The organism is Aromatoleum anaerobium (genome assembly GCF_012910705.2).
GTDB classification, from domain to species: domain Bacteria; phylum Pseudomonadota; class Gammaproteobacteria; order Burkholderiales; family Rhodocyclaceae; genus Aromatoleum; species Aromatoleum anaerobium.
This window is the reverse complement of sequence record NZ_WTVG02000038.1, coordinates 666,548-677,169: the sequence shown is the minus strand read 5'-3', so window position 1 is coordinate 677,169 and position 10,622 is coordinate 666,548. Positions and strand designations below refer to the sequence as shown.

Sequence of the window (10,622 nt, the reverse complement as noted above, 5' to 3'; positions counted from 1 at the left end):
CCGCTTTCATCGGGGCTCCGATGCCGCGCCAGCAAGCGCGGCGCCCGGTCCGCGCGCGGGGAAGCCCTCCGTTGCGCGTCATATACGTCCCCGTCTTACCGCAATACGCATTGCAAGCTACCCTTCGTGCAACGCCGCAAGCCCGGCGTTTTCATGAGCCCCTTCCATGGAGCCACGGATATGTCTTCGGCATTCGGGGACGCGAAGGCGCGTCAATTGGCAAAAATGAAGCAGCTGGCCGGCGTGCTGCTGGTCGCGGTTGCTGCCCTGTTCGTGGTCGCCCGCTTGCAACAAGGGGCCGGGATCTGGGGCTGGGTGGCGGCCTTTGCCGAAGCTGCGATGATCGGAGCACTGGCCGACTGGTTCGCCGTCGTTGCACTCTTCCGGCATCCCCTCGGGCTACCGATTCCCCATACCGCGATCATTCCGGCAAACAAGGAGCGGCTCGCCGACAACCTTGCGGAATTCGTTCGCGACAAGTTCCTCGCGACCGACACCCTCGTCCACAAGCTCCGCGCGTTCAGTCCGGCCGAGCGGCTGGCCGGCTGGCTGCGGCAGCGGGACAACACTGAAATCGTCGCCGGGAAGCTGGCCGGCGTGTTGGCCGGTTGGCTGGACTTCATCGACGACGAGCGTGTGCGCAGCCTGCTGGCTGCAAGGATCGGGGAGCGACTCAGGGCGATCGACGTATCAGAGGTGGCGGGACAAATCCTCGACACCCTGACGGTCGACGCCCGCCATCAGGAATTGCTGGACGCCGCGCTCAGACGATTGGCACGCTGGCTCGACGACCCGGAGGTGCAGATTGCCTTCGCCGCGATGATCATCGAGATCGCAGGCAAGGAGTACCCAAAGACCCTGAAGACGGTGGGCCTCGTCACCAACACCGAAGAATTCTCCCGCAGGATCGCCGCCGGCATCGTGCGGGGCATCAACGGCTGGCTGCACGATATCGGGGACGATCCGCGGCACCCGCGCCGGCAAGCCTTCGACGAAACGGTGGCCGAGTTCATCGGCCGCATGAAGAACGATGCCGATTTCAAGGCGCGAGTCAATGCCGCGAAGCTGGAGGTATTGACGCATCCGGTTCTGGCACGCTACCTCGACGGCCTGTGGGACGAGCTGAAAGCTTGGCTGCGCAAGGACCTTCATGAACCGGACTCGCAACTGCGGCAACGAATCAGCGATGCGGCAAGCGCCTTCGGCACGACCCTCGCCGAAAACCGCGCCTTGCGCGACTCTCTCGACGACCATCTCGAATCCGCCGTGGTCGCGCTCGCGGACGATCTCCGCGACGCGCTGTCCCGCCACATCGCTTCAACGATAAGGAGCTGGAAGGACGAAGACCTCGTCCGTGAACTCGAACTGAGCGTCGGTCGCGATCTTCAGTTCATCCGGCTCAATGGCACTATCGTGGGGGGCGGGATCGGATTGGTGCTGCATGCGCTGACCCTGTTTGTCTCCACCCCGTGGTAGCGCAGACTTGGTGATCATCGTCGGCGCCAGGCCCCTCATCGGGGAATCTTTTCGCCACAGGCGGTCCACCTCACACATCGAGCCACAACCAGGAACATGCATGCAACGCGACCCGAGATTCGAAGCGCTTCTGAAAAACCTCAACCACAACCCGTCGAAACCTGCCGGCCTGCTGCAGAAGCTCGGTGCGATCGCCGCTGCCGCGGTCATCTTCGGCCTTGCACTGACCTTCTCGGTGATCTTCTTCGCGGTGGTGGTGGCAGCGGGAGCAGTAATCTGGGGCTATGTCTGGTGGAAAACACGTGACTTGCGCAAGGTCATGCGGGCGACACAGGCGCAGGCCAGAACGTCCGCTCAGCGGGACCCGAAACCTGGACAGGGAATCGTGATTGAGGGCGAGGTCGTGCGCGAGGTTCGGGAAGAGGACGAGCGCCGCGACGGCACCCGCGACTGACGACAACGGCTCCGCCGGTTGCCCCTCGAGCCGGCAGTGCTGGGCGAGCGAAAAAAAGCCGGCACCCGTGGGAGTGCCGGCCTTTGCCGCATGTCGGGCGAACTTCGCTCCGGCATCATTCCCGAATGATTACGGACTGACCCTCCAGCCCTCCGGATACGGCGCATTCGGGTCCGCGCTGCGCTCGCTGTCCCATGAAGTGCCCTGGCCGCGATAAGGCGCGGACTTGTCCGGCACCGTCTCGAGCGCCGAGAACTCGCTGATCGGCTGATCCATCGGCCGCAGTTCGACGTACTGCTCCGGACGGTACTCGGGCCTTGCCCTCAATTCATCGGCGCCCGCGCTCAGACGCAGCTTGCCGTCCTCGTAACGCATGCGGTTGAGCGGCACGGTGATTTCCTTGTCGCCGACACCGAGAAAACCGCCTGCGGAAATCACCGCATGGATGTTTTCGTCCTGGCGGCTGCGGACGACCGTTTTCACCGAACCGATTTGTTCACCGCTCGCATCGACGACCTGGGTTCCCCGTAGTTGGCTCGGGGTCATCGACTGTACCTGTCCTGAAGCCCCCATCTGCGAGCGCATCTGGTGCTTGGTCTGGCCTTCAGTGTACGAGTCCGCAGCAGCCCCCATCGGGACCGCAACGAGCGCCGCAAGTGCGCCGGCCAGCAAAGACTTGCGATAGATCGAGCTCATATCATCCTCCTGCCTGGTGGCGTCCGTCTGACTGGTGTCTCGCCCGCATGTCCATCCGGACGAGCGTCGTATCGATCCCTGTTCCGCACCGAGCGCACCAAGTCCGGCCGATTCGGCTGCGGCCGGGGATCGAGATAAGCTTATGATCGATCGGCACCTTTCTAAGTTCCGAAGCACGCCCTCACGAGCAGCCAGTCCCGGCCCTGGGGCCCAGTAGCGGATCAGTTCCCCCATCGACTCCCGGCTGGAGACTGCGGAACGTGATCAAAATGAAACAGGCCGGGCGGCGTCCCGCCGATGCAACTACCCTGCCCCCGCGCGCCTCAGCCACGCCAGCCGCTGGTTGATCTTGTCGCGCCAGCCTGCGGCGAGACCGGGCGTCTGCGCGAGCCGTTCGAGATGCGAAAGGGATGGACGGTGTTCCTGCCACAGCAGCATCGCCTCACTCAGCGTCGGTGCGTCGAGGGCCGGAGACGACAAGTCGAGCATGTCGCCCGGTGACACTCGGCCCGGTTCGAGCACGCGCCAGTACCATCCCGTCAGGAGGCGTTCGGCAATGAAAGCCGCGATCCCTTCGCAGCCGAAACGTTCGTCGATTTTCCAGCATGGAGTGCGCGGCTGGCACACCTGCAGCCGGACCGTTCCCAGGCTCCAGATGTCTCCGATGCGAATATCGCGCTCGTCCAGCTCAAGGGAGGAGAGATTTTCGCCCAGCGCCCCCGGACGCAGGCTCTCCCTGGCTTCGGGGAAGCGGGCGGCAAGCTGTTCATAATGGCGAGCGGGGTAGAAATGGACCGCCTTGTCGGGACCGCCGTGAACCCTGCGATCGGCTTGCTGGTCGCCGATAAACCCATCGCGCGCCACTTCGGCGCTGCTCACCTGCGATTTGTACATGCCGGTCGGACGCCCCGACTCGGGCAGCGGCCGGATGCCGCCGATGAAGAGGGATACGTTGGCCATGGCTCAAGTCTCGGTGATGCGGCCATTTTAGCCCCGAAAGGCCCGCCCCCCGCTCCGGCACCAACGCGACGATGGTCACGCCCAGGTGACGGACACGTCTTACGCCACTCGAATGGAACGCTGCGCCAGCGCCTGCGCTTGCCGGGTGAATAACGCATTCCTGTCTGGAGGTAGCTGATGCCAAAAACACCAGCTATGATTTGTATAAATATACAGTCATCTTGATGGGCTGACACCCGCCGGCTCCCTCACTCCAACCTCCCGTCCTTCCGCAGACGCCCATGATTTCTCGCGCTGACCCCCTCACCACTCGCCAGACCGAGATTCTCGACTTCATTCGTCAGACCGTGGAGTGCGAAGGACGACCGCCGACCCGCGCCGAAATCTGCACCGCATTCGGCTTTCGCTCGCCGAACGCGGCCGAAACCCATCTGCGCACGCTCGCCGCGAAAGGCGCGATCGTCCTCGAGGAAGGTCGCGCGCGCGGCATCCGGCTCGTCGAGGCGCTGGGGCTGCCGCTGGTCGGGCACGTCGCGGCCGGCCGGCCGATGCTCGCGGTCGAGCACATCGAAGCCCGCTACCAGATCGACTCGGCGCTGTTCTCGCCGCGCGCCGACTACCTGCTGCGCGTGCGTGGCATGAGCATGCGCGACGCCGGAATCATCGACGGCGACCTGCTCGCGGTGCATCGCACACTGCAAGTGCGCGCCGGCCAAGTCGTCGTCGCCCGCCTCGAGGATGAGGTCACCGTGAAGACCTTCACCCGCGAAGGGCCGATCGTGCGCCTGCTGCCGGCCAATCCGGACTTCGAACCGATCGTCGTCGACACTCGCCATCAAGCGCTCGACATCGAAGGCATCGCCGTCGGCCTCGTGCGCAACGGCTCGCGGTGACGACTCCCTGCATCCCGGCTCAACCCGCAAAGCGATGTCGACCTCCCCTCTCGCGAGGCTCGCCGGGTTGCCGCCCGGTCTCGTCTGGCCGGCCGACCGGCTTGCCCGGCCGGCCGAAGCGGGCGTACCGACGGGCTTTGCCGCGCTCGACGCGCAGCTGCCCGGCGGCGGCTGGCCGCGCGGCGCGCTGATCGAGCTCCTCATTGACGCGTTCGGCATCGGAGAGCTCGCGCTGCTGCTGCCGGCGCTGCGCGCTGCTGCTGCCGAGCGCTGGATCGCGTGGATCGCGCCGCCGCATCTGCCGTACGCGCCGGCGCTCACCGCGGCCGGCGTGCGGCTCGACCGATTGTTGCTGCTCACGCCGTCCGATCCGGCCACGACCTTATGGACGATCCGGCAGGCGGTCGCGTCGGGCGGCTGCTCGGTCGTGGTCGCGTGGCTGCCGAACGCCCAGAGCGCCGCGCTGCGGCGCCTGCAGCTCGCCGCCGAAGCGTCCGCGACGTCGCTGTTCGTGTTTCGCCCGGGCAGCGCAGCGCATCGCGGACGCCGCGCTGCCGCTCGGCCTGACCACGACCCTTGCCGCCGCGCCGACGCCGCTGGCGGCACGCTGGTTCGCGCGGGCGCGCCCGGGGCACGCTCGTCCGCCCGTCGGAGGACTGGGCGCACGCGCTCGGCGCGCGCCTGCTCGGCGTGTTCGGACAGATCCGCCGCAACGACAAAGTCGTGCACCTGCTCGCACAACGCCTGGTGGATCACTCGGCACTGCTCGGGGCGCTCGATGCGCGCAGCCGGGATTTTCAATAAATCCCAGCCGAAAACCGACAAGAAGAGCCTCGATCAGGATCAGGCGCCAGAGAAGCGGAACAATCGCGCCGCGGACCATCCGTTGCAACCGGTGGCCAAGCGGCTCATTCTGATTTCTCCCCTGCAGGCGTGTGTTCGGCGCAAGTTCAGCAAGAATCGAAATTACCAACGCACCAAGCGCGATAATCTGAAGAATGGCGCGTGAAGCGTGCGCAAACTCCCACCGGTCCCGCAGGCGCCTACTTCGAGATGGTGCGGCGGTCGGATCGGAGCGGGTTGGCAGCGAAGTGCTGCTTTGACGAGTGTAGAAGTCTTTCGATTGCTGCACTTTGTCCATGGCGGTTCCAGTCCAGAGTTTCATGGGATGTCTCCGTCAACCCCTGCAATACCGGACGCCAGCGCGGTGCTCAGCCGCGTCGGGCCGCCTCGATGGCAGCGACGTCGATCTTGCGCATCGTCATCATGGCTTCGAAGGCACGCCTGGCCTCCTCGCCCCCCGCGGCCAGCGCCTCGGTCAATACACGCGGGGTAATCTGCCACGAAACGCCCCACCGGTCCTTGCACCAGCCGCAGGCGCTTTCTGCCCCGCCGTTGCCGACGATGGCGTTCCAGTAGCGGTCGGTCTCTTCCTGGTCGTCGGTAGCGATCTGGAATGAAAAGGCCTCGGTCTGCGGGAACCCCGGGCCACCGTTGAGGCCGAGGCAAGGGATGCCCGCAACCGTGAACGCCACTGTCAGTACGTCGCCGGCTTTGCCGGATGGGTAATCAGCGGGCGCGCGATGGACGGCAGTCACCCGGCTGTCGGGGAAGGTCGCGGCGTAGAAGCGGGCGGCCTCCTCGGCGTCCTTGTCGAACCAGAGGCAGATCGTGTTCTTGTGCATGGTTTCTCCTTTCGTATCGGAACCGCGGGTCCTGGACAGCCGGTTAAGGCTGCACTGCGGGTTGCAACACCGCCCACTTGATTGCCGAACGGGTCTTCGAGCAGACCCCAGTCGTCGCCCCAGAACTGGCGTTCGTAAGGGGCGCGTCAGGGCTCCAGCCACAGAGCCTTGTCGCTCTGCGGGTCGAACGGGGCGGAGAAGTGTTCGTGCACGACCCGCCATTCGCCGTGCTGCTTTCGATAGCAGGCGGTCATGCGCATCCAGCCGGACATCTCCTTGCCGTCCGGTCCGGTGCCGCCGCAGCGGTTGAGGCCGTGGACGAAGGCCAGATCGTCGCCCGCGGTGATCTGAAGGTCGTGGAGTTCGAAGATCATCGGGCCGGTGCACATCGTCAGACAGGTTTCCCAGTGCTTGCGGTAGGCGTCGGCGCCCTTGAACTGCAACTGGGCAATGGCGTCGAAGGCGACGATGTCCGGCGCGTAATGGGCGAAGATCCGGTCGATGTCCTTGGCGCGAACCGCGTGCGCCCAGTCTTCCAGTTGGCTGCGAAGCTCGGTTTCAGTGGGTGCGAGGGTGGATAGGGTGTCCATGACAGGTCTCCTTGGTATGGGTGAAACGGGTGGGTGTACCTGCTAGTCGATCGACGGGTGGTCAAATCGACATCGGTTTGCAGGTTCAGCGGGCGGATTCCGCCGCGACGAAACCCAGCGCCTGCAGCGTCTGCAGATCCTCCGCGACCGGTCGCACTTCGACGCAGCCGAACTTCGCCCCCGGAATGCGGGACGCCACCTGAATCGCCTCATTCAGGTCCCGGGCCTCGATGAGGTAGTAGCCGCCGAGTTGCTCCTTGGTCTCGATCCAGGGCCCGTCGGTGACCGAAACCCGGCCGTTGCGCACCCGGACCGTGCTGGCGGCATCGGGCGGTAGCAGCCGGTTGCAGCCGACGTAATGGCCGCTTTGCCGGATGGCGTCGGTAAACTCGCGGTACTCCTCGAAGTGCTTGTCCGCATCGGCGCGGGGCATCTGCTCCATCACCTTCTCGGCACAGATCAGGCACAGGTATTTCATCGCTTTGCTCCTTCGAGGGTCGTGTTCAAGTGCGGCTTCCGTACCCCTTGGTCGAATAACACGCCGCAAGATCGACATCACGCCCCCAGCTCCGCGAGCCGCCGCTCGAGGAAGCGACGCTCGGGTGCCTGTCGGGCCAGTGCAAGCGCGCGTCGGTAGGCCGCCCGCGACTCCTCGGTTCTGCCCAGACGTCGGCACAAATCGGCGCGGGCGGCGTGCGCGAGGTGGTAGTCGGCAAGCTCGCCGCGCGCGAGGATCGCATCGACCGCTGCCAGCCCGGCTGCTGGCCCGTCGTGCATCGCCACCGCCGCGGCGCGATTCAGCTCGACCACCGGCGACGGGTCGAGCCGCAGCAACACATCGTAGAGACCGACGATCTGCGCCCAGTCAGTCGCGGCGCCGGTGGGCGCCTCGGCATGCACCGCCGCGATTGACGCCTGCAGCGCATAGGGGCCGGCGCGACCCGAGACCAGTGCGCGCTCGACCAACTCCATGCCTTCGATGATCAGCGCCCGGTTCCACCGCGAGCGGTCCTGCTCGTCGAGCAGGACCAGATCGCCCTCCGCCGTCGTGCGCGTCTCACGGCGCGACTCCTGCAGCAGCATCAGCGCCAGCAGCCCGATCGACTCAGGCTCGGGGAGCAGTTGGGCGAGCAGCCGGCCGAGCCGGATCGCCTCGCCCGACAGCTCGGCGCGCGTCAACGAATCGCCGGCCGAAGCCGAGTAGCCCTCGTTGAACACCAGGTAGACCACGCGCAGCACGCTGTCGAGGCGGGCCGGCAGCTCCGCCTGCGGCGGCACTTCGTAGGGGATGCGCGCATCGCGGATCCTGGCCTTGGCACGCACGATGCGCTGCGCGAGCGCCGGCGGCGTGACGAGGAAGGCGCGCGCGATCTCCTCGGTGGTGAGGCCGCACACTTCGCGCAGCGTCAGCGCCACCTGCGCTTCGGGCGACAGCGCCGGGTGGCAGCAGGTGAAGATCAGCCGCAGGCGATCGTCCTCGACGCTGTCTTCGTCGGCGGCCTCCTCGCTCGCCGGGTCGGGCCGGTCGTCGAGGTCCTCGACGAAGTCGAAGCGTGCGCGCCGCCGCAGGCCGTCGATTGCCTTGAAGCGACCGGTCGACACCAGCCAGCTGCGCGGGTTAGCCGGCATGCCCTCCCGCGGCCACTGCTCGAGCGCGGCGCGAAAGGCATCGTGCAGCGCCTCCTCAGCGAGGTCGAAGTCGCCGAGCAGGCGAACCAGCGTCGCGAAGAGCCGGCGTGACTCGGTCCGGTAGATCACTTCCAGTTGCTCACGCACCGTCCCGGCCGCTCCGCCGGGCGCTACCGGCAAGAGCGGGTGCGATTCGTCCGGTGAATCCTTACGGTCGTCCATTCGCGCCTCCCGGGAGCGTTTCGGCATTCGGAGACTTTCGTGCATCAGACCGTTGGCAGTCCGGTATGCCCGCAAGCGGCCGGTTTCGAGCAACAGCATTGCCGCCCTGCAGTGGTGTCGATTTCAGAAGGCGACTGCTCCAGTTCACGGGGCTGACCGTGTGTGGAGCGGACTCAGGCACGGCGTGCGTCAATATAGGCATCATCGACACTGCCACCAAGGAACGCGCCGCGAGCGCGCTCGAAGCGATGGGGCTGTCGATTTCCGATGCCATCCGTCTGCTGATGTTGCGCATCGCTGACGAACACCGCCTGCCCTTCGATGTGAAAGTGCCTAACGCCACCACGCGCAAGGCCATTGCTGAACTGGAAACGGGCAAGGGCAAGAAGTTCGCCAGCGTGGACGACCTGCATGCGGACGATTGATCGCTCGTCTGCATTCAAGCGCGATTACAAGCGGGAGGCCAAGGGCCAGCATCGCACCACATTCGATCACGCGCTCAAATCGGTACTGATCGCGCTGGCGACCGATCAGCCCTTGGGTGCCCGTTACCGGGATCACGACCTGTCCGGCGATTGGGCGCGTAGGGCGAAAGCGAGCCGGTCGCGGCCTGCTGGCGCTTGAGCGCGTCGAACACGATCTGGCTCATCTGGATCTCGCGCTGACTGCCGTCGGTCTTGGTGTACCCCTCCTCACCGTTGACGACGGTCTCGCGCACGAGGATGAGGCGGTGCTCGGAGTCGACATACTTCCACTTGAGCCCGTCGGCCTCGCCCGTGCGCAGCCCGGTGAAGAAGCGCACCGTGAAGTAGTCGCGGAAGTCCGCGCGGACCGTCGCGAGGATCCGCTTCACGTCGTCGATCGAGAACGGATCGACGTCGGTGCGCTTGATGCGCAGCTGTTTGATGTTGTCGAAGGGCGTGCGAAAATCAAATCGGTCGGCCGCTTCGTTGAGGATCTGGCGCAGCGGATTCAACAGCTTGTTGATCCGGGCTGCTGAAAGCGTGGTCTGCTTGCCCCGTGCGGTCACTTTCCCGAGTTCGGCACGATAGGCAAGTACGTCAGCCTTGGTGATTCTGCCGACCGCCGGTGAGCACGGGTCAGTTTCCAAGGTGAGCCCTGCCCTATAAATTTTGCGGGCCAAATCCGGGCCAGGCTTGGGCCAAAAATCGGCCAAGAACAAAAATGGGCTAGGCAGACATGACCTAACCCATTGAATTTTTTGGCGCGCCCGAGACGATTCGAACGTCCGACCCCTGCCTTCGGAGGGCAGTACTCTATCCAGCTGAGCTACGGGCGCGGGGGCGATTACGAGTTTTTGCTCGTAATCAAGCGCGCTAGCTTATACCGGTTTTCCTGCGAAGTCCATGCCGGTCCCGGAGTCATCCCCGGGACGGTTCGAAGCTTCGACCGGAAACTCGGCGTCCGCGGAGAACCGCTGCAACCAGCGGGTGTTTGCAGGGTGCCGTCCTGCCGGAATCAAGGGGCCGGCGGGATGCGCAGCACCTGACCGGGGTAGATCTTGTCCGGGTGGGTCAGCATCGGCTTGTTGGCCTCGAAGATCACGTTGTAGTTGTTCGGGTTGCCGTAATACGTCTTCGCGATCGCCGACAGGGTATCGCCGCGCGCAACGGTGTGGAAACGGGCTTCGGGCGCGGCCTGAACGACCGACAGTTGGTCGTCGACCTTGCCGACGCCATGGACGTTACCGGCGGCAAGCAGGATCTTTTCCTTCGTTGCCTGGTCGGGCGCCGTGCCGGACACGGTGACGACGGAGGTCGCGGCATCGAATTTCACGCCGAGGTCGGAGGGAGCAAGGTTCATTGACATGATGTACTGCTTGATCGCTTCGGCCGCCTTGGCATTCGCGGCACTCGTATCTGCCGTTGCCGCAGGAGCGGCCGCGTTTGCCGGTGCTGCCGGGGCAGCCGCCTTGGCCTCGCCGTCACCGAAGAGTTTCTCGCCGGCATCCTTGATGAACGAAAAGAGTCCCATCCTTGCCTCCGTCTGGAAAAGT

General features: G+C 65.3%; 12 protein-coding genes, 1 tRNA gene and 2 pseudogenes. 7 read left to right on the top strand and 8 right to left on the bottom strand.

Features of this window, described 5'->3' with window-relative positions; genetic code table 11:
* Positions 1-180: 180 nt before the first annotated feature.
* On the top strand, positions 181-1,476 hold the full coding sequence (locus GO606_RS12115; protein WP_169116833.1) for a DUF445 domain-containing protein: 1,296 nt from the start codon (positions 181-183) through the stop codon (positions 1,474-1,476).
* Between the two features lie 100 nt (positions 1,477-1,576).
* Positions 1,577-1,930, top strand: coding sequence for a hypothetical protein (locus GO606_RS12110; RefSeq protein WP_169116834.1), 354 nt, complete (start codon positions 1,577-1,579; stop codon positions 1,928-1,930).
* Between the two features lie 129 nt (positions 1,931-2,059).
* Here the strand turns inward: GO606_RS12110 and GO606_RS12105 are convergent, their stop codons facing one another.
* Together GO606_RS12105 and GO606_RS12100 are read right to left on the bottom strand one after the other, a co-directional pair.
* The gene (locus tag GO606_RS12105; protein ID WP_169116835.1) at positions 2,060-2,626 is read right to left on the bottom strand and encodes a PRC-barrel domain-containing protein; all 567 of its coding nucleotides are present in this window, start codon (positions 2,624-2,626) and stop codon (positions 2,060-2,062) included.
* Between the two features lie 303 nt (positions 2,627-2,929).
* Positions 2,930-3,586 (bottom strand): MOSC domain-containing protein, encoded by a 657-nt coding sequence (locus GO606_RS12100; protein WP_169116836.1) that lies wholly within the window; start codon positions 3,584-3,586, stop codon positions 2,930-2,932.
* Between the two features lie 281 nt (positions 3,587-3,867).
* Between GO606_RS12100 and lexA the strand changes: the two genes are divergently transcribed.
* The 3 genes and pseudogenes from lexA to GO606_RS22120 all read left to right on the top strand — a co-directional run.
* Positions 3,868-4,479 carry a transcriptional repressor LexA gene (lexA, locus tag GO606_RS12095; RefSeq protein WP_169116837.1) on the top strand — a complete coding sequence of 204 codons (612 nt, stop codon included), beginning with the start codon at positions 3,868-3,870 and terminating at the stop codon, positions 4,477-4,479.
* A gap of 34 nt (positions 4,480-4,513) precedes the next feature.
* A pseudogene (gene imuA / locus GO606_RS22125) lies at positions 4,514-4,981 on the top strand (translesion DNA synthesis-associated protein ImuA); the annotation flags it as partial.
* A gap of 167 nt (positions 4,982-5,148) precedes the next feature.
* Positions 5,149-5,283: pseudogene (locus GO606_RS22120) on the top strand (error-prone DNA polymerase); the annotation flags it as partial.
* Positions 5,284-5,690: 407 nt separating this feature from the next.
* On the opposite strand, the gene GO606_RS12085 reads toward GO606_RS22120, so the two are convergent.
* From GO606_RS12085 to GO606_RS12070, 4 genes are all read right to left on the bottom strand, one after another.
* The gene (locus GO606_RS12085; protein ID WP_169116838.1) at positions 5,691-6,164 is read right to left on the bottom strand and encodes a VOC family protein; all 474 of its coding nucleotides are present in this window, start codon (positions 6,162-6,164) and stop codon (positions 5,691-5,693) included.
* A gap of 146 nt (positions 6,165-6,310) precedes the next feature.
* Positions 6,311-6,754: a YybH family protein gene (locus GO606_RS12080; RefSeq protein ID WP_169116839.1), complete on the bottom strand. Its 444-nt coding sequence runs from the start codon at positions 6,752-6,754 to the stop codon at positions 6,311-6,313.
* A gap of 85 nt (positions 6,755-6,839) precedes the next feature.
* Positions 6,840-7,232 carry a YciI family protein gene (locus GO606_RS12075; RefSeq protein ID WP_169116840.1) on the bottom strand — a complete coding sequence of 131 codons (393 nt, stop codon included), beginning with the start codon at positions 7,230-7,232 and terminating at the stop codon, positions 6,840-6,842.
* Positions 7,233-7,309: 77 nt separating this feature from the next.
* Positions 7,310-8,605 carry an RNA polymerase sigma factor gene (locus GO606_RS12070; RefSeq protein WP_169116841.1) on the bottom strand — a complete coding sequence of 432 codons (1,296 nt, stop codon included), beginning with the start codon at positions 8,603-8,605 and terminating at the stop codon, positions 7,310-7,312.
* A 65-nt stretch (positions 8,606-8,670) separates the two neighbouring features.
* Here GO606_RS12070 and GO606_RS22115 point away from each other — a divergent pair, with 65 nt between their 5' ends.
* Together GO606_RS22115 and GO606_RS12060 are read left to right on the top strand one after the other, a co-directional pair.
* Positions 8,671-9,030, top strand: a complete 360-nt coding sequence (locus tag GO606_RS22115; protein ID WP_211166448.1) for a type II toxin-antitoxin system RelB/DinJ family antitoxin — start codon at positions 8,671-8,673, stop codon at positions 9,028-9,030.
* Entirely contained in the window at positions 9,017-9,229 is a 213-nt protein-coding gene (locus GO606_RS12060; protein WP_169116842.1) for a type II toxin-antitoxin system mRNA interferase toxin, RelE/StbE family, read from the top strand. Before GO606_RS22115 ends, GO606_RS12060 begins: the two co-directional genes overlap by 14 nt.
* 599 nt (positions 9,230-9,828) lie before the next feature.
* On the opposite strand, the gene GO606_RS12050 is transcribed toward GO606_RS12060, so the two are convergent.
* Both GO606_RS12050 and lysM read right to left on the bottom strand, forming a co-directional pair.
* Positions 9,829-9,905 (bottom strand) — tRNA-Arg (locus GO606_RS12050).
* Between the two features lie 179 nt (positions 9,906-10,084).
* Positions 10,085-10,600 carry a peptidoglycan-binding protein LysM gene (gene lysM, locus GO606_RS12045; protein WP_169116843.1) on the bottom strand — a complete coding sequence of 172 codons (516 nt, stop codon included), beginning with the start codon at positions 10,598-10,600 and terminating at the stop codon, positions 10,085-10,087.
* Between the last annotated feature and the right edge of the window lie 22 nt (positions 10,601-10,622).

Excerpts from the sequence above, each read along its gene's own strand:
- GO606_RS12060 (WP_169116842.1), top strand. The coding sequence starts at position 9,017 with ATGCGGACGATTGATCGCTCGTCTGCATTCAAGCGCGATTACAAGCGG.
- GO606_RS12075 (WP_169116840.1), bottom strand. The coding sequence starts at position 7,232 with ATGAAATACCTGTGCCTGATCTGTGCCGAGAAGGTGATGGAGCAGATG.
- lysM (WP_169116843.1), bottom strand. The coding sequence starts at position 10,600 with ATGGGACTCTTTTCGTTCATCAAGGATGCCGGCGAGAAACTCTTCGGT.
- GO606_RS12100 (WP_169116836.1), bottom strand. The coding sequence starts at position 3,586 with ATGGCCAACGTATCCCTCTTCATCGGCGGCATCCGGCCGCTGCCCGAG.
- GO606_RS12080 (WP_169116839.1), bottom strand. The coding sequence starts at position 6,754 with ATGGACACCCTATCCACCCTCGCACCCACTGAAACCGAGCTTCGCAGC.
- GO606_RS12110 (WP_169116834.1), top strand. The coding sequence starts at position 1,577 with ATGCAACGCGACCCGAGATTCGAAGCGCTTCTGAAAAACCTCAACCAC.
- GO606_RS12085 (WP_169116838.1), bottom strand. The coding sequence starts at position 6,164 with ATGCACAAGAACACGATCTGCCTCTGGTTCGACAAGGACGCCGAGGAG.
- GO606_RS12105 (WP_169116835.1), bottom strand. The coding sequence starts at position 2,626 with ATGAGCTCGATCTATCGCAAGTCTTTGCTGGCCGGCGCACTTGCGGCG.
- lexA (WP_169116837.1), top strand. The coding sequence starts at position 3,868 with ATGATTTCTCGCGCTGACCCCCTCACCACTCGCCAGACCGAGATTCTC.
- GO606_RS12115 (WP_169116833.1), top strand. The coding sequence starts at position 181 with ATGTCTTCGGCATTCGGGGACGCGAAGGCGCGTCAATTGGCAAAAATG.
- GO606_RS22115 (WP_211166448.1), top strand. The coding sequence starts at position 8,671 with ATGCCCGCAAGCGGCCGGTTTCGAGCAACAGCATTGCCGCCCTGCAGT.
- GO606_RS12070 (WP_169116841.1), bottom strand. The coding sequence starts at position 8,605 with ATGGACGACCGTAAGGATTCACCGGACGAATCGCACCCGCTCTTGCCG.